We start from the raw sequence: 22,003 nt of genomic DNA, 5'->3' as shown, positions 1-22,003 counted from the left end.
AGCACGCGCCGGCCGGATGCGGTCCTCGGAGAGCGCGCCCGGGGCCGGCGACCGACCACGTCCGGGAGTGGCTCGAGGCCGGCGGGAACACGCTGGTGGACGTCGCGCCCGACGAGCACGACGACGCGATGTCGACGATTCAGGGCGGCGCACGCCGCCGTGCTCGCGGTTCGCGCTCGCCGCCGACGACGTCCCCGAGGAGTTAGCGACGCCGGTCTACAGCGACCTCGCGGACCTCGTCGAGCGGGTGACCGACGGGAACCCCCGGGTGTACGCGGACATCCAGGACGCGTTCGACGGCTCCGAGGAGCTCGCGGCGGCCGCGCGGCGGCTCGCGGACGCGGACAGAAGCGGCTTCGAGGAGGCGTACGAAGATGCCGGTCGATAGGGACGCCATCCTCGACAACGCGAAGTACCTCAAGGGAGTCCGGCCGCTGGACGCCGGTGAGATCCGGGAGTACGTCGCCGACCAGCCGCACGAGGGCGTCGTGCGACAGGTGCTCCGGGAGCACGCCGCGGACCTCGGCCTCGTCGAGCGCGAGGACGGGACGTTCGTCCCGGCGAGCGACGAGCCGGTCAACCCGGAGTTCGAAGGCATCGATGCGCTCCCCGACACGTACGAGCGCACGGTCGAGGACCTGCTCGTCGACCGCTGGGGGCCGAACTGGCACACGGGGGAGTCGGGGAATCAGCTCCGCGAGACCATCCGACGGTTCAAGGAGGACTACTACCGCCAGCACGACGTCGAGTACGACTACGACGTCGCGCTCGGGTACGCCGTCTACCACCTCGCGACGTATTACGCGGCGATCCAGTACGTGCTGGACGACCTGGCGCGAGGCGGCCAACTCCCGGGGAGCCTCAGAGTGCTCGACGTCGGCGCCGGCGTCGGCGGCCCTGCGCTCGGGCTCTTCGACTACCTCCCCGACGACGTGCTCGTGGAGTACCACGCCGTCGAACCGAGTGACGCCGCGGACGTCCTCGACGCCCTCCTCCCGGAGACCGGCCGGAACGTCCACCCGACGGTCCACCGGGAGACGGCGGAAGCCTTCGATCCGGGCGACGAATACGACCTGGTGCTGGCGTGCAGCGTGCTCAGCGAACTCGAGGACCCGGTGGCCGTCGCACAGCGCTACGTCGACACGCTCTCAGAGGACGGGACGTTCGTCGGTCTTGCGCCCGCAGATAAACACACGAGCACACACCTCCGGGACGTCGAGCGAACGCTCGAAGACCGCGGGGTCACCGTCTACGGTCCGACGCCGCGGCTCTGGCCGGATGAACAGCCCAGCGACCGCGGGTGGACGTTCGACGAGCGACCGGCCGTCGAGGCGCCGGCCATCCAGCGGCGACTCGCGGAAGCCAGCGAGCGCCCCTCGGAGTTCCTGCACACCGACGTCCGGTTCTCGTACTCGCTGCTGCGGACGGACGGCGTCCGCCAGCACGACGTCGCACTTGACAGCGACCGCCTCCTGAAACTCGCGAACGCCGACGACTGGGTGACCAACAGGGCGGACGCGATGCTCGCGAAGCTCTCCCGGAACCTCGCGGACGAGGACGCCAACCCACTGTTCAAGGTGAGCGACGGCAGCGAGTCCGAGGAGTGCTATGCGGTCCTCGTGCGGCAGACGAGTCTGAACCGCGACCTCCGGGACGCAGAGTACGGCGACCTGCTGTCGGTCGAATCCGCGCTCGTGCTCTGGAACGACGACGAGGGCGCCTACAACCTCGTCGTGGACGAGGAGACGATAATCGACCGCGTGCCGGAGTAGGCGCCACGCCGCAGCGCGGGCGGTCAGCGGGCGGATGGCGGTGATTTATGCGGGTTCCCCCGGCAGTAGCAGGCATGACGCTGGAAGGCCTCGACGAGTTAGACCAACAGATTATCCACGAGCTGCAGCGCGACGCGCGCCGGACGTCCTCGCAGCAGATTGCAGACGAGGCGGGCGTCTCTGCGAGCACGGTCCGCAACCGGATTCAGCGCCTCCAGGAGCGCGGCATCGTCCGCGGGTATCACGCCGACGTCGACTACGAGCAGGCGGGCTACCAGCTGTACACTCTCATCGTCTGTACTGCGCCGGTGACGCGACGGGAGGAACTTGCGGCCGCTGCCCTCGACGTGCCGGGGGTCGTCCGCGTCGAGGAAGTGATGACCGGGGCGGAGAACGTTCACGTCTCCGCAGTGGGGACGGACAGCGACGACCTCAGCCGCATCGGCCGGGACCTCGACGAACTCGGCCTCGAGGTCGTCGACGAGGACCTCATCCGGAACGTCCACACCGGCCCGTTCAACGAGTTCGAAGCCACTGTCTCTGACGAAGCGTAATTATATTCATTATATTTTGCCGAAAGCGCAGAAAATCCGGTTATTTTATGCGTATCCGTCTCCAAGGGATGGTTGAAGCGCACCGTCGCCCGGCGGGACGCGTGCAGCACCCCCAGACCAATGACCATTCCATACCGTTCCACGTCGCGCACGATGCGACAGGACGCCGTCGAGAGGGCGTTCGTCGTCGGCGGCGACCACGTGGGTGAACGCGTCGCGAATCGGTTGGCAGCGGCCGGCGAATCCGTGACTCTGGTCACTCGAGACCCGGACGAACAGGGTAGCAGTCGAGACACGACCGGCCACTCGCCGTGGGCGCAGTCGGTCGAACTCGTCGACTCCATCGACGGCCACTCGCTCGAATCGGCCGGCCTCGGCCGGGCGTCGACCGTCCTGGCTCTCGACGGGAACGACGCCACCAACCTTCTCGTCGCACAACTCGCGCGGTCGCGGTTCGACGTCGACCGCGTGCTCGTTCGGGTGAACGACCCAGGACGCGAACCAGCCTTCGAGGGCGTCGACGTCGAGACGTTCGACACCACAGGGGTGCTCGCCGATGCCGTCATCGACCAGTGGTGACGTGACGGGCTCCGGGAGGCCCGACAGCCTCAGCACAGGCAGTCGAAAGCGACGCGCGTTGCAACCCACCAAATGAAGAAACTAGAACGAGACCTCGGGCTCGGAGCAGTGTTCGCGATCAGCGTCGGCGCGATGATCGGTAGTGGTATCTTCATTCTGCCCGCACTGGCCCTCAAAATGGCGGGCCCCGCGGTCATTCTCGCGTACCTGCTTGCGGGCCTGCTCGTCGTGCCAGCGGCGCTCTCGAAGTCCGAGATGGCGACGGCAATGCCGGAAGCCGGCGGGACCTACCTCTACATCGAGCGCGGAATGGGCCCGGTCCTCGGGACCGTCGCGGGCGTCGGCACGTGGTTCTCCCTGTCGTTCAAGAGCGCGCTCGCGCTCGTCGGCGGCGTCCCCTACCTCGTGTTGCTGTTCGACCTCCCCGTGAAACCCGTCGCGCTCGGCCTGGCGGCGTTCCTCGTCGTGGTCAATCTGCTCGGCGCAAAACAGACCGGTCGCCTCCAGACCATCATCGTCTCCGTCATGCTCGTCGCGCTGGGCTGGTTCGTCGCGGGGAGCGTCGGCCAGGTCCAGCAAGCGAACTACCAGCACTTCTTCGTCGGCGGCTGGGAGGGCCTGCTGGCAGCGACCGGGCTCGTGTTCGTGTCCTACGCCGGCGTCACGAAAGTCGCCAGTGTCGCCGAGGAGGTCGAGGACCCCGGTCGAAACATCCCCATCGGCATCCTCGGGTCGCTGGCGTTCACCACGCTGCTGTACGTCGGCATCGTCGCCGTGATGGTCGGCGTGACGGAGGCCGGGAGCGTCGCCGGGTCGACGGTCCCGGTCGCCGTCGCCGCGGAAGCCACGCTCGGGAACGCGGGCGTCTACGCGGTCATCGCGGCAGCCATGCTCGCGCTCGTCTCCACCGCGAACGCGGGCATTCTGTCCTCGTCGCGGTACCCGTTCGCGATGAGCCGCGACCAGCTCGCGCCGCCGACGTTCGCGGAGATCCACGAGACGTTCGGTACGCCGACGACGGCCATCACCCTCACCGGCGCGGTCGTCCTCGTGCTCATCGCCTTCGTCCCGATTCTGGAGATCGCGAAGCTCGCGAGCGCGTTCCAGATCCTCGTGTTCGTGCTCGTCAACCTCGCCGTCGTCGCGTTCCGGAATGGCTCAACGGACTACCAGCCCGAGTTCCGTTCACCGCTGTACCCCTGGATGCAGGCGTTCGGCGTGGTCAGCGGAGTCGTGCTGCTGACGCAGATGGGGATGGTCCCGCTGTTCGGCGCACTCGCCATCACGCTCGGGAGCGTCGGGTGGTACGTCGCCTACGCCCGGCCGCGCATCCGCCGGGAAGGCGCCGCCACGGACGTCATCCGCCGTCGCCTCGGTCGCGACGTCCTCACGGAGACTGCCGACGCCGTCGCGGGCGAGGCGACGGCGGGCGGCGACAAATCGGTCTCCGAGGTACTGGTCGCACTTACCCGGGAAGCGGACAGGGAACGCGAACGGAGCCTGCTGTCACTCGCCGCCGACCTCGTGCGTCCGAAAGACGGCCGCGTCGTCGTCGTGCGGTTCGACGAAGTCCCCGACCAGGCGCCCCTGGACCACGCCGCCGAGGTCCAGTCCCCGGCGGACGTCCGCTTCGAGGAGCAGACTGACGAACTCGCCGCCGAGTTCGACGTGGACGTCGAGTACGGCGAAATCGTCAGCCACGACACGAAACGCGCCGTCGTGAACTACGCCGACCACCGTGGCGTCGATGCCATCGTCGCGGAACACGAACGCCTCCGACTCCGGTCGCGGGTGCTCGGGGACCCCATCGACTGGGTCGTCCGTCACGCCCACTGCGACGTCCTCCTCGTGGAGAATCGCGGCTACGACGGCCCGGAGAACGTCGTCCTGGAGGGTGACGGCGGGCCGTTCGATCCGGCGACAGTCGACGTCGCCGACACCATCGCGGGGGAGGCCGGCGGGCACGTCACCCTCCAGTTCCCGCTGTCGGCCGACCAGCCCGACCCCCGCAAGCAGACCATCCGTTCCTACCAGAACGAACTCGCGGGCATTCTGTCCGCCCCGGTGAAAACGGCAGACCTGCGGGCCGATGGCGGCCAGCAGCGAGCGGACGTCGTCATTCGCACCGGGTCGCAGAACCGTGTCAGCGGCGGCCGGGAGCGACACGCGCCGACTGCCGCCGACTGCACCGAACTCACTGTCTACCCGCGAGCGTCCCGGCGCCCGAGTCTCGTCCGCCGGGTTCTCGAGCGGCTCGTGTTCTGAACGCTGTTCCGGTTGGCGACCGAATCCGGCCGTTCGACCGACCTCTCAGAAGAACAGGTCAGCGCGCTGCTCCGCGTACGAATCGAGGCGCTCCGGGCGCTCGGCGAACCACGCCGCGCCGTTGACTTCGGCTTGCTGGACGCCGAGCGTGCCGTCGACGTACTCGCCGTCGAAGAACGCGTGCAGCGTGTGCGTCACGCGGTCGTCGGCGTCGTCCTCGCTCTGCCAGCGGAGGTGCTCGAGGTGCCAGAGGTCCGTAATCTCGCAGTCCACGCCGGCCTCCTCGCGGACTTCCCTGACGGCCGTCTCCTCGAAGGCCTCGTCGCCTTCGCGGCCGCCGCCCGGGACGCCCCACGCCGACCCGCCGCGCGGCAGAATCAGCAGGGCGCGCTCCCGCGTCTCTTCGGGGCCGCTGTACGTCTCGCTGGGTTCGCCTGCCTGGTCCGGCTGACGGACCACCCACGCGTACGCGCTCCCGACGTAGCCGTCGCGGGCGTTCTGGACGTACTCGGGGAACTCCGCGGGCGCCACCTCGACGGTCCCGTCGTCGACGGGCACCCCACCGTACTCGTCGCGGAGGCGCGAAATCTGTTCCTCCACGAACGTCTCGTTCAGGGCGGTCATGCAGACTCGGACCCTGGCAAGCGAACGCCTTGAATGTGCCGGGGAATCCCTCTCCGTGAGCACGATCGGCGGGCCGGGACGCCGATACGTTTTTTCGCCGTCGCCGCAACTCCCGAGCAATGACAACGTCGCCGGAGATCCTCGTCACAAACGACGACGGTATCGACTCCCCCGGGATACGCGCGCTCGCTGACGGCCTCAGCGACGTCGGGAACGTCACCGTGGTCGCGCCGCGGAACAACAAGAGCGCGACGGGGCGCGCGATGTCCAGCGAAGTCGCCGTCGATGAGCACGAACTCGGGTACGCCATCGACGGCACGCCATCGGACTGCGTGGTCGCGGGCCTGGAGGCGCTCGGCCCGTACCCGGACATCGTCGTCGCGGGCGTCAACGAGGGCGCGAACCTCGGCATGTACGTGCTCGGGCGGTCGGGCACCGTTAGCGCCGCCGTCGAAGCCGCGTTCTTCGGCGTGCCCGCCATCGCGTCCTCGCTGTTCCTCACCAGCGAGCACTTCGGCGAACCGACCGACCCGTCGGACTACCAGCGTCCGGTCGACGCGACCGCGTACCTCGTCGAACACGCCATGGACGCGGGCGTCTTCGAGCACGCGGACTACCTGAACGTGAACGCGCCCCACCCCGGCGCCGACGCGACCGGCGAGATGGTCGTCACGCGCCCCTCCCACGGCTACGACATGACAGCCGTGCGCAACGGCGAAACCATCACGCTCCACGACCGGATGTGGGACCAGATGGGCGACGGTGACATCCCGGACCCGCAGGGGACCGACCGCCGCGCCGTCGTCGACGGGCACGTCTCCGTCTCGCCGCTCACCGCGCCGCACACCACCGAACACCACGAGGCCCTGGATGGCCTCGCGGAGACGTACTGAGTAGTCAAGGCCGATACGACTTCGCCTGATTCAATTCTCGCTGCTCGACGACCGGGTCACCACTCGGGGTGGCAGTCCCGGAACATCCCCTCGGCGTCGACGAACTGCGGCGTGTCCGTCGGTGGCTGCGCGAACCACGCCACGCGGTCGATTTCGTCGTCGTGGACGCCGAGGTCGTCCCCGAATTCGCGGTCCTCGGTCGTTCCCTCGAAGGCGACGAACCACCCGCGAGCGGTCTCGGTCGGGTCCTCGCCCCGAATCACCTGTTCGACGACCCGGCAGGGTGCGCCCACCTCGACGTCGAGGCCGGTCTCCTCCCGGAGTTCCCGTTCGGCGGCCGCAGCGAGCGTTTCCCCTGCCTCGACGCTCCCGCCGGGCAACACCCAGCCGTCGACCCACGACGGCTCGACGAACGGAACTGCTCCAGCGGGGTTCCGTACGACAGCGCCGGCGGCGACCCAGCCGTCCCGGAACTCCTCGAACTCCTCGCTGGTCACGTCCCACTCGTTAACAACGTGGTTCACGTTCGGCTGATCGAGAAGTGCGGTGACCTGGTCGCGAGCGTCCCGGGTCGTGTCCATCTCCGGACGTGGGTCTTGCGATGCGAGACAAAAAGCTGCCGGTGGCACCCGCCGGCGAGCGCGGAACGATCAGGGTGACCTGCACCGGACCGAGTCGAAGGAATATTTTCGGCTGGCGACCACCGGATAGGTATGCAGGAGTCGTTCACCGCGTTGCTACAGCAGAACGCCGACCACGCCCGCGAGTTCCAGGACCGCTTCGACGACGTTCAGGACGCACAGCGTCCGGACGTGGTCTCAGTCTGCTGTTCGGACTCCCGGGTCCTCCACGACCACCTCTGGGGGAACGACCAGCCCGGGACCGTGTTCACCGCGAGCAACATCGGGAACCGCGTCGTCCAGCGCATCGACGACGCCGAGGTCGTCTCCGGGGACGTCCTCTACCCGATCGAGCACACGGGCACCGAGACCGTCGTCGTTGTCGGCCACACTGGCTGTGGCGCGGTGACCGCGACGTACGACGCGCTCACGGACGGCGTCGAGGAACCACCAGGTATCGAGCACTGCCTGGGCCTCCTGGAACCCTACCTGGAACCGGGCGTCGAATTGCTCCCCGACGACGTCGACCGGGCCGGCGCCGTCAACAGGCTCGTCGAGTACAACGTCGACCGGCAGGTCGAGTTCCTGCTGGACAGCGACAACGTCGCCGATGACGTCCAGGTCGTCGGTGTCGTCTACGACTTCCAGGACGTCTACTCCGGGCGGCGCGGCGAACTCCACGTCGTCAACGTGGACGGCGAGACGGATCCGGACGCCATCCGCGACGCGCACCCCGACGTCGGGGGACGCGTCGAACGGCTCTGGTCGCACTGAATACACCGCTCGTGGCGATGGCATTGGGGGGCCGCACTAGCATTTATGCCGCGGTGCGTCCGACTAGCGGTATGGAGGACGTCGACATCGACGAGCTGGTCTCGTCTCTGACCCCACGCGAGGAGAACTCGGCACTCAAATCCTACCAGAACACGGTGTCTGTTCCCTGTCCGGCGTGTGAGGAACCGTTCGACGACCTGGTCGTCTGCAAACAGAACCCGACGAGCCTCGACCTCTCACAGACCCTGGACCTCTGTGTCGGCGTCGAGGACGACCGCGCGCTCATCTTCACGCACAAGCCGTAGCTGCACGAACACCCCGCCACCCACGACGCTCCGGCTAGCGTTGGCGATCCTGGTATCGACGACGCTCCCGTCATCGACGACGCTTCTGGCGGGTCCGCTCCCCCGTGTCCAGTTCTCACGCAACTTGAACGCCCGCAGGACGTAGACAGCTCGACTGAATTCGAACGTCTCGATTCTCCGTCACCCGGGGACGCAAACAGCCAGCCAATGGTTTCGACCGAGTCGAAAGTTCGATTAAACGTAATCGAAATTTAGATACATCAAAACTAAGTGTTTGGTCCGATTATGGCAGGATATGACACGGCCGACCATCAGTCGGGAATCTACCCCATGCCATCGATAACATACGAACGCGCGGCGGCAGTTACGGACGAACTCGAGTCGCGGCTGACCGAGTCACTCGCCGGTGACGACGGCGTCAGTCGACGGACGGTTCTGGGCGGTCTCGGCGTCGCCGGCAGCGCCGCGCTCGGACTCGGAAGCACGCGGGCGAGCGCCGGCGCCGACCACGACGATGACGACGACCACGGAAACTTCGGCGCCGTCGACGAGTACCGGGACACTGACTTCGACCCCCACGAGTTCCTGACGACGTTCAACACCGGCACGAGCGGTCAGGACGCCGTTCCGCAGCGAGTCTACGAGGAGGACGGACGGACCGTCCGGGAGTTCGAGTTCACCGCCGTCGACATGACGATCACCATCGCGCCGGGCGTCGAATTCGAGGCCTGGGCGTTCAACGGCCAGGTACCCGGGCCGACGATTCGCGCCGTCGAGGGCGACCTCATCCGCGTGCAGTTCCAGAACTTCGGCGAACACGCACACACCATCCACCCGCACCTGAAGAACACCGACCCGGCGATGGACGGGACTCCACAGAACGGCCCCGGCGTCCTGGACACGGGCGAATCGTTCACGTACGAGTGGGTCGCCCAACCCGCGGGGACGCACTTCTATCACTGCCACTCCCTCCCGTTGAAAGAACACCTCCACCGCGGCCTCTACGGCACGCTCATCGTCGACCCCGACCCCGAGCGCGTCAGAGAGAACCCCCGGGACTACGTCAACGCCCACGGGACCATCGACGACGCGCTACGCGACCGCCTCGTCGAGGAAGCGAAGCGGCGGAACCACGAGTACGCCGAGAACGACGCCGTCAACGAGATGGTGATGGTGATGAACTCCTTCGACACCGACTTCGACGGCGAGAACGAGGTGTACGCGGTGAACACGCGGGCGTTCGCGTACGGCGTCGGCGAAACCGACGCGAAAGGCAACTGGGAAGCCGGCGAGACCAAGCGCCCCATCCAGGTCGACAAGAACGAGCGACAGCGCGTCTACCTCACGAACGCGACGGAGTTCGACCCCATCAATTCGTTCCACACGCACTCGCAGTTCTTCGACTACTACGACCACGGCACGACGCTGCTCCCGACGAGCAAGACCGTCGACACGATCATGCAGACGCAGGCCCAGCGCGGCATCATCGACCTGGACTACTCCGACCACCAGCCCGGGTTGTACATGTTCCACGCCCACCAGTCGGAGTTCGCCGAACTCGGCTGGATGAGCTTCTTCGAGGTGGTGTAGATGACTGACACCAACCCAGACACGACCGCGGACGGCGGCGTCGCGACGGAACGAGAGACCGTGCAGCCATTCGGACTCCCACGATGGGTCTCGGCGGTGCTCCCCGTCCTGTTGCTCGTGCTCGTGCTGGGCGCGTTCGTCTTCTCGTCGCCGCTCGCGGGCGTCCAGGGCGGTGGTGAACCGCTCCCCGACGTGTCGATTACCCACACCACCATACCGAACGACGAGACGGTCGTCCTGCACGTCACGAACAACGGCCCGGAATCGGTCACCATCTCGCAAGTGCTCGTCGACGAAGCGTACTGGAACTTCGAGGTCGAGGACGCCGGCGGCGACAGGACGCTCGCTCCCCGGGAGAACGCCCGCGTCGTCGTTCCCTACCACTGGAATTCGGGCTGGGACCTCGACGTCGAACTCGTGCTCTCCGACGGCGCAACCTTCGGCCACGTCATCGAGGCACCCCAGCAGTCGCCGGGCATCAGCGCCGACGTCCTCTGGACGCTGGCGCTCATCGGCCTGTTCGTCGGCGTCATTCCGGTCGCACTCGGCATGCTGTGGTTCCCGTTCCTCCAGACGATGAGCGACCGCGCGCTGCACGCCGTCCTCCTGTTCGCCACTGGCGTGCTCGGGTTCCTGGCGTTCGACGCCGGCTTCGAGGCGCTTGAACTCGCGGAGCGGATCCCGGGCGCGTTCGGCGGCGAACTCCTGGTGGTCTTCGGCGCCGTCGGCGCGCTGTTGCTCGTGCAAGCGATCAGCGCGTGGCGCGAAGGCCGCGCCATCGCCGGGGACAGTCGAGCGGACAGCGGTCTCTGGGTCGCCTACCTGGTGGCACTGGGAATCGGCTTGCACAACCTCGCCGAAGGGCTCGCCATCGGGAGTTCGTTCGCGCTCGGCCGCGTATCGCTGGGCGCGTTCCTCGTCATCGGCTTCATGCTCCACAACGTCACCGAAGGCCCGGCGGTCGTCGCACCGGCGGCCCGCGACGAGCGCCCCGCGCTGTGGCACTTCGGCGCGCTCGGCGTCATCGCCGGTGCGCCAGTCATCCTCGGCGGCTGGATCGGGAGTCTCGCGTACTCGCCGACGGTGGGCGCGTTCTTCCTCGCCGTCGGCGTCGGCGCCATCGTCCAGGTCGTCTGGGAGATCGCGCGGATGGTCCGTGACGCGGGCGGCCGCGTCGGCAGCGCGACGAACCTGCTGGCGTTCCTGCTCGGGTTCGCCGTCATGTACGCGACCGACCTGCTCGTCACCCTCTGAAGCCCTCGCCGCTTCCGGTCACCGCGACGGTCGTCGAGAGCGGATTCTGACCCGATTTGTCCACGTGTTGGGGGTCGAGATGGTACTGGTCAGCGTCGTCGCGCCTCTGGTGGCATCGTGTTCGGCGACGTTGCCGTCGGGGGAATTCCTGTAGGCTTCTACTGCTGTGTGGCCGGCGCCGACCGGCTACCGGTTCTCTTGTTGCTCGACTGTGGACAGGCGCGTGCCTTGCTGGAGACTGGACGCGGAGCGCTGGTCGCTGAATTCGGGTGGTTAGTTACCGCGTTGTCGCTCCTCGATTTCCTCTGCTTGCTTGCGTATTTTGGCGAGTTCGCGGACTCGCTGGCTGTCCGACCCACCGTGACCGATTCGGACAGACAAGTCCAATGGGGACGGGACGAAACGACCCTCGGCTTCCTCCTCACCGGATTCCTCGCCGGAGTCATTCTTGGATTCCTCACCTCCTCTGAATACGGCGAGGAACACTTCCCAGACACTGAGGGCCATGTGTGCCACCTATGCGTTGTTGGAGAATAAGTGTTCAGGCGGTTTCAGTTGTAGGCGCAAATGTTCGGTGGCTCACCTGTACGGAGCGACGTTCGGCCACCCGGGACCGGATCTCGTGTAGTACGCGAAGCGGGTGTCGAGCTGCGGGCGCAACCGACTCGCGACGATTCTTCCGGTTGCTTACCGAGTCCGTAATTCCGTACGGCGGCGTCGAGAACCGCTGCTCACCCGACGAACACGCAGCTCGGAGTCCGGTAACTGTCGTCCTCTCACGCTACCGATTCTCCCGCTGCTCGACTTTGTTCAACTCGATGAGCAACCGGAAGATGGCTTTCACGAGGTTCGGGTCGACGTCGAACGCTTCGGCGTTCTCGCCGGCGCGCTCCATCACCGCTTCCTCCTGTGACTCGTCGGTGGTCGCCATACCGCGCTCCGCTTTGACGTCGGCGATGGTATCGGCGACGTAGGTGCGTCGTGCGATGAGGTCGACGATTTCGCGGTCGATGGTCTCGATTTCGTCGCGCAGTTCCTCTAGGCTCATGTCGTCCGGGCCCCGTCCAGCTGTGTCGTCGTCAGCCGGACTGTCCCCGGGTTCTCGTCCCATAGTGATTTCACCTCAGTGAGTGCGTCGTGGCCGCCGACGGCGACGTAACTCGGGCCGGTGCCCGACAGCGACGCGCCGTCGGCGTGCGGGAGCGCGTCCACGATCGGCGCCGTCGGGTGGTCGAGGGCTGCGGCGTACGCCAGGCCGTTGACCGTCATCGCGGTGCCGTACTCGCCGGCGGCCGCCAGGTCGGCGACGTGGTCGGCCATCGGCGCGATGCGCTGGCAGCGCTCGACGTCCGCGTCCGCCGAGAACGACTGCTCGGGCGGCGTCCACACGAGCGCCGCCCACTCCACGTCCTCCTGGAAGAGCAGTTCGTCCTCGGTGTTGTCGGTCATCGTGAGCCCGCCGAGCATGCTGGCAGACGCGTCGTCGAACGCGCCGGTGACCGTGACGCCTGTGTCGCGGGCTGCCTGCACGCCGATTCGAGCGGCGTCGACGCGCTCGACGTCGTCGACGCGTCCCAGCGCGTCGAGCGTCGCGAGGACGGTGGCGTTCGCGGCGCGCTGGAACTCTTCAGTCCGGACGCCAAGGGGACTTCGCTGTCCTGTGTGGACGCTGCCGCCCTCGCCGTCGCCGAACTGGTCCGTGACGAGCGCGACGCACTCCTCGACGAGCGCCGTGTCCGCGTCCGGGTGGTCAGCAATCTCGCCGGTCACGTCGTCGGCGGCCGCGTCCAGGTGCACCTCCGCGGTGACGTCGAAGTCCAGCGCGAACGCGCTGCCGACGCCGGTCGCGAGCGCGTTCAACACGGTGCCCGCGGCTGGTGCTGCTGCGCGGCCGTCCATGTCTCCTCCTCCCACGGCGCGCACTTACGACTGACGCTCCTGGCAACCCCGGCCCCGGGTGCTCCGGCCGGCAAACGGCGGCCTTTTGGACGCGGACGGCAAACGCCAGCACATGAGCGCCCGCAACGACGTCCCGCCGAGCACGCTCGGCGTCGAACTCGCCGAGGAGGGCGTCTACGTCGAGTACACTGACGGCCGCCGCGCGTTCTACAACGGCGTCCCCGAGAAAGTGACTGGCACGGTGCGGTGCCAGCCCGGCAAAGACGTCCACGTTCTGGTGACTGATCCCACGGAGACCGAGGGCGTCCTCGTCTACGTCAACGACCTGAAGACCCACGACGACATCCTCGAGTCCTCTGGCGTCGGTCGCGTCCTCCTGGAGGCCGAAGCGGAGGAGGAACTCTTTCCGGGTGTGACAGTCCGCGCGGACGGCTACGCCATCGAAGTCGAGGCCAACCCCGCCGAAGCCCGCGGCCGCGTGTTCGTCTTCGAGGAGGACGAACTCGGCGAGTACGCGTACGAGCTATTCGCGGCGGCGGCCGAGGGTGGGGACGAGGCAGGGGAGCACGCCCACCAATCGGGAACGGACGGCGCCGAATCGGGAACGGACGGCGCCGAATCGGGAACGGACGGCGCCGAATCGGGAACGGACGGCGAGTAGCGGGCGGCGGCCGAGGGGTCCGAGTCGGGCGAGTAGTGCATTGAAGCAGTCGCTGAATGCCACCGAAGAAGAGACGGCTGCAGAGCGGACACGAGTACACTGCTGCGGCCGGCGCGCGCCTACTGCAAGTACGAGGGGTCCTCGGCGTCGCAGTTCTCTTCGTGCTGGCGCGCGTCACTCTGGTCGTCGAACATCAACCCGCACTCTTCACAGCGGTACCAGAGCATGTCGTCGCGCTCTGTCTCTTCAACCATACGAAAGCCTGCGTCGGCCGAGTTAAAAACCGTTGCCCCGCTGGGGTCCCGCGTCGTCGAGGACGTCCTCGTAGGCCGCGCCGGGCCCGGATTCGAGTTCGCTGCGGGTCTGTCGCCGATGGATTGCCGCGTCCACGACGACGGTGAGCGTCGCGTACTCGTCGCGGAACGCGCCGAGGTTGTGCGTGCACGCGAGCACGCAGTTGTCCTCGGCGTACGTCGTGGCGACGGCGACGAGCCGGCGGCGGGTCGCCGGGTCGAGGTCCGCGAGCGGTTCGTCGAGGATGAGCGCGTCGGGTTCCTTGAGGAGGGCGAGCGCGAGGTCGAGTTTCTTCTTGAACCCCCCGGAGAGGTTCGTGGCTTTCCGGTCGCGTTCCGGTCCGAGGCGCAACCGCTCCACGAGCGTCTCGCGCCACGCCGTCCGGCCGCCGGTCAGCGACTGGAAGACGTCGAGGTTCTCGCTGACAGTGAGGTCGGGGTAGATGTTCGGCTCCTGGAACGCGTACCCCAGCGAGTCCGGCGAGTCGATGGTGCCGGCGTCAGGTCGCGTGAGGCCGGCGAGCACCCGCATCAGCGTCGTCTTCCCGGAGCCGTTCGGGCCGGCGATGCAGTGCAGGCCGCTCCCCCACTCGACAGTCACGCCGTCGAGGGCGATCGTGTCGCCGTACGTCTTCGTGAGATTCGTGACTCCGACCATCATGCCCTCCGTTCGTACAGTTCGACAGTGCCCGCGAACAGGACTGCGGCCACCACGACGCACGCCGCCAGGCCGAGCAACCAGTCGCTGTACAGCCCGATTGGATCGTCGCGGAGCACGAAGCCGCGTGCGGTGACTGCGGAGTAGTGCGTCGGGACCTGGCGAACGAACCACCGTCTGGCGGGCGAGAAGAAGCCCACGGGGTACGCCAGTCCCGAGAACGTGAGCACGAACAACATGACGAGCAGGTTCGCGATGCGCCCCCACGTCCCGAGGCCCAGCAGCAACATCAGGGTCGTCGCCACCAGGCCCAGCAGCAGGAACGTCAACAGCGTCACGATAGCGGTGCCGAGGCTCAACACGTGCAAGTCGGTGCCCGCGAACGCGCTGGTGACGTCGAAAACGGCCAGCGGCACGACGAGCAGCGCCGCGAAGAACGCCAGCTTGCTCGCGACCACCGCGTACAGCGACGTCTCCACCCGCAACCGATCGATCACCGCGGCCTCCTGGTCGAACGTGTACGGCAGGTAGACGAGCGCGACCAGCGAGACGAGCGCCAGCAGGAACATCGGGATCATGTACTCCGAGAGGTTGTAGTCCGTGCCGACGACGGTCCGGGACGCCGTCACCTCGCGGGGGAGCTGGTCGTCGAGCGTGTACGAGACGATGCTCGTCAGCGCCTGCGCTGGCTGCTGGTACGGCACGATGCTGCCGGAGACGTACACGTCGAAGTGCGCGGTGCCCAGCGATTCGTCTGTCAGGTCGGGGGGTACCGAGATGACCGCGTAGACGCGCTCGCGGCTCAGCGCGCGCATCGCTGCGTCCTCCGAGTCGTAGGTCTGCGGGTCGCTGAAGAACGTGAGGGCGGCAGTTGCGATGTTCAGGTCGTCCTCGGTGACCGACGCCTCCTGGGGCGCGACGCCGACCGGGGCGTCCGTCGGGAGCACGTGCTGGAAGGCGAACGTCGAGTACGCGAAAATCGCGGGCAGCACGACCAGAATGACGAGTAACGCGACGAACTTGTGTCGCCCCCACGTCAGCTCCTTGCCGAGCAGGGACGTGACGTCCATCGATCAGGCTGCCAGTGCGCTACCGGCACCGACCGAGACCCCTGTCATCGACGCCGACCCGTCGGACGCCGTGCCGGAGTCGGACCCCGACGTCGACGCGCCGGCGTTCATCGAGTACAGCAACTCGATGCGGTCCTTGAGGACGTCGACCGTCTCCGAGAACGACACCGTCACGGTGTCGTCGTTCTGTTCGACTTCGACCGCTTCGATGGTTTCGCGGATGTCGTCGTTACCGACGCCGCTGTACAGCGACAGCGCGCCGTCGACGACGTCGCTGACGCGTGCGGCGTCGTCGCTGCTCTCGCTGACGAGGTTCACTTGCGTGGTGACCGAGTCACCGCTCGTGGACATCGAGCCGCTCACGTACTGGACGGTGTTGAACGCGCTCGTATCCACGGGCGCGTCCTGCCCGATCTGGTCGGTCGGGACCTGGTCCTGGGGGATGTCGGCCGCGAAGCGCAGGTAGCCGTCGTCCGTGCTCTCGAACTGCGACCGGACCTCGCCGCTCAGCGCGTTCTGGTCGCCGGCGTCCACGTCGAGGACGCTGTAGACGGCCTCGGTGTCGCCGACCGCGAAGGTGCCGTCACCGAGCGCGGCGAGCGCGTTCTGGTTCTCGTAGCCGTAGGTGTACACCGTCGCGTCCTGGTGGGTTTCTGTTTCGAACTCCGTCCCCTCGTCCTCCATCGCGGCGGTGAGTTCGTCCTCGGTGAACTCGGTGTTCAAGATGGCGCCGGCCTGCTCGGCGTTCGTCGGGACGTTCTCGCCCTCGGTGGCGAAGAACGTCACGTCGAGGACCTTGTTCGGGTCGAGGCTGGACTCGTTCTGTGCTTGCTCGAGCATCTCGTCGACGTTGGTCGGTCCCTCGTAGTACTCGGAGTTCTCGTCCTGCGCCTGGAACGCGGCGTTCGCGAGTTCCCGCAGCGATTCGTCGCTGGCCATGCCGGCCACGTCGACGTACCCGACCATCGAGGCGTCGTCCGGGACGGCGTCGAGCTGCGGGCCGCTACTTCCGGAGCTATCACCGTCACCGTCGAGGACGCCCGTACAGCCGGCAGTCACGAGCATCGCGGCGAGGGCGACCGCGAGGAGTGCTTGCCGACCGCGCAGATTCGTCGAACCTGTCATACACGCAGGTTTGGCCGAGGGCTCTTAAAATATTGTGAGTTTGACGGACGCCACCCCCCACGAATAGGGGCCTGCGGGTCGAAGGACCGGCGTGGCACGCGCTGTCATCTTCGACATGGACGGGGTCATCGTCGACTCCGAGCGGTACTGGCGGGACGAAATCGAGGCCATCCTCGAGGCGGCGGGCGTCGGCGACGACGTCGACCCGGAGGACGTGATCGGCGCGAACGTCTACGACCAGTACGACTGGCTCACCGACGAGCACGACCCCACCATCACGCGGGCGGAGTACTTCGACCTGTTCGACGAGCGCGCGAAGGCGGTCTACACCGAGCACGCGGACCTGCTGGACGGGTTCCACGACCTGCTCGACGAACTCGACGCTCGCGGCGTCCCCACGGCGGTCTGCACGTCCTCGTTCCCGGACTGGATCGAGATGGCATTCGACGCCCACGGGCTCACCGGGCGCTTCGACGACGTCGTCAACGCGGCCGACCTGGACGTCCCGGGGAAACCCGACCCCGACATCTACGAGGCGGCCGCCGACGCACTCGGGGTCCCAGTAACGGAGTGCGTGGTCGTGGAGGACTCCGAACACGGCGTCCTGTCGGCGTCACGGGCGGGCGCACACGTCATCGCACTGGAGACGACGGTGAACGACGAGATGGACCTCTCGCCGGCGGACGAACGCGCGAGTGACGCCGCGGACCTCCGGCAGCGGGTGCTCGCGGCGCTGGACGCGACCGGCTCGGATTAGGTTTCGCGGTCGACGCGCACGCACCGTTCGGCGTCGAAGGGCAGGCCCAGAACGTCGAAGACGTCGCGCCAGCGCCCGACGTCGTCGGATGTCAGCAGTCCGGGTGCGAAGCCGGCGTGCAGGAAGAGCGCGAGCGCGGCCCGGTTCTCGTGGGCCACGCTGACGCGAACGCTGTCGTAGCTCGTGTCGAGCAACCGACGGGTCGCCGCCGCGCACAGCGCGCATCCGAGGCCTTCGCGGCGGTGCTCGGGGGCTACGAACAGCGAGGCGACCGCGCCCCCGAACGGGAAGTAGTGGGTTTCGCCGGGCGGCGGCTGGTTCGCCCGCCTGGTCCCGACCTCGTCCCGCGGGTCGTGAATCGCCGCTGCCGTCCCGACGACGGCGTTGGTCGCGCGCTCGACGGCGACGAACCAGCCGTTCGGCAGCACGTAGTCCCGGAGCGCGTCGACGCGCTCGCCGCCCGCGGTATCTCGGTGTGAGTCCAGGAGCGCTGCGACTGCCTCGCGGTCGTGGTCCTCGCGGCGACTCGTGCGGAGCGCGTACTCGTCAGGGACGCGCACGTCCGGCGGTCGCAGGCCGTCCGGCCACAGCACGTACAGCGGCCTGTCGCTGCGGGGTGGAGACTCGGCCATGTTCTGTCGTCGGTGCGTGGTTGCTAACGCGTTGCGGTCCCAGACCCCGACTGCCCGGTCGGCGCCCTCCTCACCAGAACGCCTTCGTGCGGGCGTACTCGCGTTCCCGTTCGAGGATGTCCCGGTAGAAGTCCGCCTCGTTCTCGCGGTGGCGGTTGATGACGCGGGCGGCGTTCCGGGGGCCGACGCCGCGCGCGGACAGCGCGATGACGGCTTTCTTCCCGTGGCTCTGCACGATGCTGGCGTTCCGGAACACGCGCTCCGTGCGGTCCTCCTGCTCGTCGTCCTTGTCGTCGGCCCGCACCGCCGTCACGGCGTCGTCCGCCCACGGGGACAGCGCCGCGATTCTCGTGGAGCCGCAGTGCGGGCACTCCGGCTGGTCGGCGACGCGCCGGACCTTCGTCTCGTGCGCCCAGTCCTGGCAGTGGACGCAGAACAGCTTCACGCGGTCGTCCTGGATGCGGTCGCGGATCGCCTGCACGACGCTCGCGTCGGCGTTCTCCGGCGTCAACAGTTCCGACCCCGACGATCGGCCGCCCGAGCCGATGGCGGTGCGTTCACCGACAATGTCGACGTCGACGTCCCCGGCCTGAATCCGCGCCAGAACGTCGCTGGCGCGCTCGACGTCGAGGTCCGTGTGGAACACCTCGCGGATCGCCTCGTCGTACACCGGCGTGTCCTCGAGCGCGCCGAGCAGCCGCGAGAGTCCGACGCCGCTCCGGCCCTGCCAGCCGTCGCCGCTCGAGTTGCTGTTCGACGAGCGGTAGCGTTTGAGCGCGCCGAACTTCGCCGCGACCTGCGCGAGCGTGAACTTCAGGGTCTCGGACTGCTTCAGGCTCAGTTCCAGCAGCGGTTCGACGTGTTCGGGGTCGGTCTCGCGGAGCAACGCAGCGACGTCGTCGGCGCTCACGCGCGTCGGCACCTCGAGTTCGATGCGATACGGCCCGACGTCCAGCCCGACCGACGATCCCGTGCGCTGACCGAGCAGCGACGACAGCAACCGCCCGAGCGTCTCGTTGGCCTCGTGGCCGAGCGCCGCGTTCACTACGATGGTCCCGCCGGCCTGCTCGACGACCACTCGGTCGTCGCTGGGCACCGGCGCGTCCATCGCTACGTGCCGGTCGATCTGTTCGAGGGCCTGCCCGGCGGTGTACTCGTCTGTCGGATACCGGGTCGTGAATTCGCGGGCGACGCCCGCCCGAAGTGCGTCGCCGGTGGCGTCTTCGGTTTCCCCTTGCTCTGGCGCGCTCGCCGCGAACTGGTCGGCCGCCACGTCGCGCATCTCGCCGACTTCCTGGGCGACGTCGTACGGCACGGGAATTTCCTGGCCGGTCCACGACGGCACCTCTCCGGCGGGGTCCTCGATGGGGGAGACGTTGACCTCCTCTTCCTCTTCGTCGATGTTCGTGATGCGCCACATCTCGCCGCCCTGGACGAACGTCGCGCCCGGTTCCGCGAAGTTCACGACGAACTTCTCGTCGAGCGTCCCGACCTGGTGGCCGCCCGCCATGTCGTAGACGCCGTAGGTCTCCTCGTCGGGAATCATCGAGAGGTTCGCGTAGTAGTACTGCCACGTCCCCCCGGACTTCGAGATGGTGTCGTCGTCCTCGTCGACGTAGACGACGCGGTTCGAGTGCAGTTCCATCGCCACCTCGCGGAACGTCGCTTCGTCGAGGTCCTGGAAGGGGTACGCGCGAGTAACCGTCTGGTAGGCGTGGCGCGCGCTCGTCTCCCCGAAGTCCATCACGAGGCCGACAATCTGGTTGGCGACGGTGTCGAGGCTCCCGTGGTGAATCTGGGTGGGTTCGACGTCGCCCTCGCTGGCGCGCCGCGCGATGGCCAGCGCCTCGAGGGTGTCGTCCGGGTTCCCGGTGATGACCGTCCCGTAGCTGACCTCGTCGCGGCGGTGGCCCGCGCGACCCACTCGCTGCAGGAGGCGGGCGACTTCACGGGGCGACGAGTACTGGACGACGTGGTCGATGCGCCCGACGTCGATGCCGAGTTCCATCGAGGACGTACACAGCAGGCCGTCGAGTTCACCGGCCTTGAACTGGTCTTCGACCTCGATTCGGGCGTCCTTGGACAGCGACCCGTGGTGCACGCCGATGTTCGCGTCGAGTTCCTTGAACCGCGACCCCAGCGCCTCCGCGGTCTGGCGCGTGTTCACGAAAATCAGCACGGAGTCGCGTTCGTCGACGATTTCTCGGATGGCGCGCACGTGGCTCGCCATCTCCGGGCTCGTCATCAGTTCGTTGCTCACGCGCTCGTCCCGGCGGGTCACCTCTGGCTCCCGGACCGAGAACTCGACGTTCGACGTGACGTCCACGTCGATGATTTCGCAGCCGCGGCCGCCCGTCAGGAACGCGGCGACCTCGCCCGGGTCGCCGACCGTCGCCGACAGGCCGATGCGCTGGACGTCTCCCGCCAGTTCCACGAGGCGCTCCAGGCCGACCGAGAGCTGTGCGCCACGTTTCGCGCTCGCGAGTTCGTGCACTTCGTCGACCACGACGTGTTCGACGTCCGCGAGGCCGTCCCGGAGTCGCTCCCCGGTCAGCATCGCCTGCAGCGTCTCCGGCGTCGTTACGAGCACGTCCGGCGGGTCGGTCGCCTGCTGCCGGCGCTGGTAGTCGGTCGTGTCGCCGTGCCGGACGTCCACGTCGATGTCCAGCGTCTCCCCCCACCAGTCGAGGCGCTCGCGCATGTCCCGGTTCAGCGCCCGTAGCGGCGTGATGTACAGCGCCGCGAACCCCTCGGGCGCGCCCTCCCTGGCGATGCTGTCGAGGACCGGGAGCATCGCCGTCTCCGTCTTCCCGGTGCCGGTCGGCGCGAGCACCAGGCCGTTCCGGCCGTCCGCGAGCGCGGGAATCGCGCGGCGCTGTGGCTCCGTCGGCGTCGAGAACCCGCGCTCGCTCAGCGCCGCCCGGACCTCGCTGCCGAGGTGGGAGAACGCGTCCATCCCGCGCTGCTCACTCATCTCCACGACGTACGCTCGCGACCGGAATAAGCACGTTGCCGGGCGTGGGAGCACCCCGCACGGCATCTGGTCGGTCGTGCTTCGGGGCGGACGCGGCAGTCACTCAGACGTCGCGATACCGTCCGAGCCGCGTACCGTCGAGCAGGTAGGCGTCCGCGTCCGGACACGCCTCCGGGAGGAACGGCGCGAGGAACCCCTGGCCCGCGACGTTCACCCACGTCCCTCCGGAGAGGTCGTTGAACGCCGGGAACACCGCGAGGTCGCCGGTCGCGTCGATCGGCTCGCCGTGGTGCTCCTCGAACGGCGCAGCAGCGAGCGGTCCGCGCAGCCACGCCCGCTCCACTCGCGTGCCGCCGACCTCGTCTTTCAGTCTGACCGACGGGTGCTCGTGGCCGACGCAGACCGTCTCCGCCTCGAGCACGCCGGGACTCGGCCACGTGTGGCCGTGCGCGAATCCGACGTCGCCGAATCGCGCGCCCGTCGACGGCGTCGCGTCCAGGTCGAACTCGTCGGCGAGGCCGGCGTCGTGGTTCCCGACGACGAGCGTCACGGGGACGTCCAGCCCGTCGAAGAGGGCTTCGAGTTCGTCGTGCTCGCTCCCCTCCGGCGTTCCGATTGCGTGTCCGAGGTCGCCGAGGAAGACGACGCGGTCGGCCCGAGTTTCGCCCACGAGCCGCAGCACGTGCTCGCGGCGCTGGTCGGCG

General features: G+C 67.9%; 23 protein-coding genes and 1 pseudogene. 12 read left to right on the top strand and 12 right to left on the bottom strand.

Features of this window, described 5'->3' with window-relative positions:
* From GRX66_RS06460 to GRX66_RS06440, 5 genes and pseudogenes are all read left to right on the top strand, one after another.
* A pseudogene (locus GRX66_RS06460) lies at positions 1–388 on the top strand (prephenate dehydrogenase); the annotation flags it as partial.
* On the top strand, positions 375–1,772 hold the full coding sequence (locus tag GRX66_RS06455; protein WP_159525814.1) for a small ribosomal subunit Rsm22 family protein: 1,398 nt from the start codon (positions 375–377) through the stop codon (positions 1,770–1,772). The pseudogene GRX66_RS06460 and the gene GRX66_RS06455, both read left to right, overlap by 14 nt.
* Before the next feature lie 74 nt (positions 1,773–1,846).
* The gene (locus tag GRX66_RS06450) at positions 1,847–2,326 is read left to right on the top strand and encodes an Lrp/AsnC family transcriptional regulator (RefSeq protein ID WP_159525813.1); all 480 of its coding nucleotides are present in this window, start codon (positions 1,847–1,849) and stop codon (positions 2,324–2,326) included.
* Positions 2,327–2,479: 153 nt separating this feature from the next.
* Positions 2,480–2,905: an NAD-binding protein gene (locus GRX66_RS06445; RefSeq protein WP_159525812.1), complete on the top strand. Its 426-nt coding sequence runs from the start codon at positions 2,480–2,482 to the stop codon at positions 2,903–2,905.
* Between the two features lie 72 nt (positions 2,906–2,977).
* Complete coding sequence (locus GRX66_RS06440) at positions 2,978–5,170, top strand: amino acid permease (protein WP_159525811.1); 2,193 nt, start codon at positions 2,978–2,980, stop codon at positions 5,168–5,170.
* 45 nt (positions 5,171–5,215) lie between these two features.
* On the opposite strand, the gene GRX66_RS06435 is transcribed toward GRX66_RS06440, so the two are convergent.
* Complete coding sequence (locus GRX66_RS06435; RefSeq protein WP_159525810.1) at positions 5,216–5,794, bottom strand: NUDIX hydrolase; 579 nt, start codon at positions 5,792–5,794, stop codon at positions 5,216–5,218.
* A 119-nt stretch (positions 5,795–5,913) separates the two neighbouring features.
* Here GRX66_RS06435 and surE point away from each other — a divergent pair, with 119 nt between their 5' ends.
* Positions 5,914–6,687, top strand: a complete 774-nt coding sequence (gene surE, locus GRX66_RS06430; RefSeq protein WP_159525809.1) for a 5'/3'-nucleotidase SurE — start codon at positions 5,914–5,916, stop codon at positions 6,685–6,687.
* A gap of 56 nt (positions 6,688–6,743) precedes the next feature.
* On the opposite strand, the gene GRX66_RS06425 is transcribed toward surE, so the two are convergent.
* A complete protein-coding gene (locus GRX66_RS06425; protein ID WP_159525808.1) occupies positions 6,744–7,268 on the bottom strand; it encodes an NUDIX hydrolase in 525 nt (174 codons plus the stop codon).
* A gap of 132 nt (positions 7,269–7,400) precedes the next feature.
* Between GRX66_RS06425 and GRX66_RS06420 the strand changes: the two genes are divergently transcribed.
* The 4 genes from GRX66_RS06420 to GRX66_RS06405 all read left to right on the top strand — a co-directional run bounded on the left by GRX66_RS06420 (position 7,401) and on the right by GRX66_RS06405 (position 11,230).
* Entirely contained in the window at positions 7,401–8,081 is a 681-nt protein-coding gene (locus tag GRX66_RS06420) for a carbonic anhydrase (protein ID WP_159525807.1), read from the top strand.
* A gap of 71 nt (positions 8,082–8,152) precedes the next feature.
* Positions 8,153–8,386 (top strand): DUF7385 family protein, encoded by a 234-nt coding sequence (locus tag GRX66_RS06415; RefSeq protein WP_159525806.1) that lies wholly within the window; start codon positions 8,153–8,155, stop codon positions 8,384–8,386.
* 330 nt (positions 8,387–8,716) lie between these two features.
* Positions 8,717–9,976 (top strand): multicopper oxidase domain-containing protein, encoded by a 1,260-nt coding sequence (locus GRX66_RS06410; protein ID WP_159525805.1) that lies wholly within the window; start codon positions 8,717–8,719, stop codon positions 9,974–9,976.
* Positions 9,977–11,230: a ZIP family metal transporter gene (locus tag GRX66_RS06405; protein WP_159525804.1), complete on the top strand. Its 1,254-nt coding sequence runs from the start codon at positions 9,977–9,979 to the stop codon at positions 11,228–11,230.
* Between the two features lie 273 nt (positions 11,231–11,503).
* On the opposite strand, the gene GRX66_RS06400 is transcribed toward GRX66_RS06405, so the two are convergent.
* The 3 genes from GRX66_RS06400 to GRX66_RS06390 form a co-directional block, all read right to left on the bottom strand.
* Positions 11,504–11,737, bottom strand: coding sequence for a hypothetical protein (locus tag GRX66_RS06400; RefSeq protein ID WP_159525803.1), 234 nt, complete (start codon positions 11,735–11,737; stop codon positions 11,504–11,506).
* Between the two features lie 274 nt (positions 11,738–12,011).
* Entirely contained in the window at positions 12,012–12,341 is a 330-nt protein-coding gene (locus GRX66_RS06395) for a chorismate mutase (protein ID WP_159525802.1), read from the bottom strand.
* Positions 12,275–13,129, bottom strand: coding sequence for a shikimate kinase (locus tag GRX66_RS06390; protein WP_159525801.1), 855 nt, complete (start codon positions 13,127–13,129; stop codon positions 12,275–12,277). Before GRX66_RS06390 ends, GRX66_RS06395 begins: the two co-directional genes overlap by 67 nt.
* 112 nt (positions 13,130–13,241) lie before the next feature.
* On the opposite strand from GRX66_RS06390, the gene GRX66_RS06385 reads away from it, so the two are divergent.
* Positions 13,242–13,790 carry a DUF5796 family protein gene (locus tag GRX66_RS06385; RefSeq protein WP_394351511.1) on the top strand — a complete coding sequence of 183 codons (549 nt, stop codon included), beginning with the start codon at positions 13,242–13,244 and terminating at the stop codon, positions 13,788–13,790.
* Between the two features lie 119 nt (positions 13,791–13,909).
* Here the strand turns inward: GRX66_RS06385 and GRX66_RS20270 are convergent, their stop codons facing one another.
* From GRX66_RS20270 to GRX66_RS06370, 4 genes are read right to left on the bottom strand one after another with little or no spacing between them, the layout of a single operon-like run.
* Entirely contained in the window at positions 13,910–14,044 is a 135-nt protein-coding gene (locus GRX66_RS20270; RefSeq protein WP_267903062.1) for a DUF7128 family protein, read from the bottom strand.
* 22 nt (positions 14,045–14,066) lie between these two features.
* Positions 14,067–14,741 carry an ATP-binding cassette domain-containing protein gene (locus GRX66_RS06380; RefSeq protein ID WP_159525800.1) on the bottom strand — a complete coding sequence of 225 codons (675 nt, stop codon included), beginning with the start codon at positions 14,739–14,741 and terminating at the stop codon, positions 14,067–14,069.
* Complete coding sequence (locus GRX66_RS06375; protein WP_159525799.1) at positions 14,741–15,811, bottom strand: ABC transporter permease; 1,071 nt, start codon at positions 15,809–15,811, stop codon at positions 14,741–14,743. The genes GRX66_RS06380 and GRX66_RS06375 overlap by 1 nt, the downstream gene beginning before the upstream one ends.
* Before the next feature lie 3 nt (positions 15,812–15,814).
* Entirely contained in the window at positions 15,815–16,936 is a 1,122-nt protein-coding gene (locus GRX66_RS06370; protein ID WP_159525798.1) for a hypothetical protein, read from the bottom strand.
* A 91-nt stretch (positions 16,937–17,027) separates the two neighbouring features.
* On the opposite strand from GRX66_RS06370, the gene GRX66_RS06365 reads away from it, so the two are divergent.
* Positions 17,028–17,693: an HAD family hydrolase gene (locus tag GRX66_RS06365; RefSeq protein ID WP_201292942.1), complete on the top strand. Its 666-nt coding sequence runs from the start codon at positions 17,028–17,030 to the stop codon at positions 17,691–17,693.
* On the opposite strand, the gene GRX66_RS06360 is transcribed toward GRX66_RS06365, so the two are convergent.
* The 3 genes from GRX66_RS06360 to GRX66_RS06350 all read right to left on the bottom strand — a co-directional run.
* Positions 17,690–18,325 (bottom strand): GNAT family N-acetyltransferase, encoded by a 636-nt coding sequence (locus tag GRX66_RS06360; protein ID WP_159525797.1) that lies wholly within the window; start codon positions 18,323–18,325, stop codon positions 17,690–17,692. The genes GRX66_RS06365 and GRX66_RS06360 overlap by 4 nt on opposite strands.
* 70 nt (positions 18,326–18,395) lie before the next feature.
* Positions 18,396–21,299 carry a DEAD/DEAH box helicase gene (locus tag GRX66_RS06355; protein WP_159525796.1) on the bottom strand — a complete coding sequence of 968 codons (2,904 nt, stop codon included), beginning with the start codon at positions 21,297–21,299 and terminating at the stop codon, positions 18,396–18,398.
* Positions 21,300–21,402: 103 nt separating this feature from the next.
* The coding region (locus GRX66_RS06350) for a metallophosphoesterase (RefSeq protein ID WP_159525795.1) at positions 21,403–22,003 on the bottom strand (601 nt) is incomplete at its 5' end.

Origin of the sequence: Halobacterium bonnevillei (assembly GCF_009831555.1) — an archaeon.
Lineage (GTDB): Archaea > Halobacteriota > Halobacteria > Halobacteriales > Halobacteriaceae > Halobacterium > Halobacterium bonnevillei.
The sequence above is the reverse complement of the archived record's forward strand: the minus strand, read 5'-3'. Positions and strand labels throughout refer to the sequence as shown.

Bases quoted from the DNA above. Each gene is read 5' to 3' on its own strand.
- GRX66_RS06455 (WP_159525814.1), top strand. From the start codon at position 375: ATGCCGGTCGATAGGGACGCCATCCTCGACAACGCGAAGTACCTCAAG.
- GRX66_RS06450 (WP_159525813.1), top strand. From the start codon at position 1,847: ATGACGCTGGAAGGCCTCGACGAGTTAGACCAACAGATTATCCACGAG.
- GRX66_RS06445 (WP_159525812.1), top strand. From the start codon at position 2,480: ATGCGACAGGACGCCGTCGAGAGGGCGTTCGTCGTCGGCGGCGACCAC.
- GRX66_RS06440 (WP_159525811.1), top strand. From the start codon at position 2,978: ATGAAGAAACTAGAACGAGACCTCGGGCTCGGAGCAGTGTTCGCGATC.
- GRX66_RS06435 (WP_159525810.1), bottom strand. From the start codon at position 5,794: ATGACCGCCCTGAACGAGACGTTCGTGGAGGAACAGATTTCGCGCCTC.
- surE (WP_159525809.1), top strand. From the start codon at position 5,914: ATGACAACGTCGCCGGAGATCCTCGTCACAAACGACGACGGTATCGAC.
- GRX66_RS06425 (WP_159525808.1), bottom strand. From the start codon at position 7,268: ATGGACACGACCCGGGACGCTCGCGACCAGGTCACCGCACTTCTCGAT.
- GRX66_RS06420 (WP_159525807.1), top strand. From the start codon at position 7,401: ATGCAGGAGTCGTTCACCGCGTTGCTACAGCAGAACGCCGACCACGCC.
- GRX66_RS06415 (WP_159525806.1), top strand. From the start codon at position 8,153: ATGGAGGACGTCGACATCGACGAGCTGGTCTCGTCTCTGACCCCACGC.
- GRX66_RS06410 (WP_159525805.1), top strand. From the start codon at position 8,717: ATGCCATCGATAACATACGAACGCGCGGCGGCAGTTACGGACGAACTC.
- GRX66_RS06405 (WP_159525804.1), top strand. From the start codon at position 9,977: ATGACTGACACCAACCCAGACACGACCGCGGACGGCGGCGTCGCGACG.
- GRX66_RS06400 (WP_159525803.1), bottom strand. From the start codon at position 11,737: ATGGCCCTCAGTGTCTGGGAAGTGTTCCTCGCCGTATTCAGAGGAGGT.
- GRX66_RS06395 (WP_159525802.1), bottom strand. From the start codon at position 12,341: ATGGGACGAGAACCCGGGGACAGTCCGGCTGACGACGACACAGCTGGA.
- GRX66_RS06390 (WP_159525801.1), bottom strand. From the start codon at position 13,129: ATGGACGGCCGCGCAGCAGCACCAGCCGCGGGCACCGTGTTGAACGCG.
- GRX66_RS06385 (WP_394351511.1), top strand. From the start codon at position 13,242: ATGAGCGCCCGCAACGACGTCCCGCCGAGCACGCTCGGCGTCGAACTC.
- GRX66_RS20270 (WP_267903062.1), bottom strand. From the start codon at position 14,044: ATGGTTGAAGAGACAGAGCGCGACGACATGCTCTGGTACCGCTGTGAA.
- GRX66_RS06380 (WP_159525800.1), bottom strand. From the start codon at position 14,741: ATGGTCGGAGTCACGAATCTCACGAAGACGTACGGCGACACGATCGCC.
- GRX66_RS06375 (WP_159525799.1), bottom strand. From the start codon at position 15,811: ATGGACGTCACGTCCCTGCTCGGCAAGGAGCTGACGTGGGGGCGACAC.
- GRX66_RS06370 (WP_159525798.1), bottom strand. From the start codon at position 16,936: ATGACAGGTTCGACGAATCTGCGCGGTCGGCAAGCACTCCTCGCGGTC.
- GRX66_RS06360 (WP_159525797.1), bottom strand. From the start codon at position 18,325: ATGGCCGAGTCTCCACCCCGCAGCGACAGGCCGCTGTACGTGCTGTGG.
- GRX66_RS06355 (WP_159525796.1), bottom strand. From the start codon at position 21,299: ATGAGTGAGCAGCGCGGGATGGACGCGTTCTCCCACCTCGGCAGCGAG.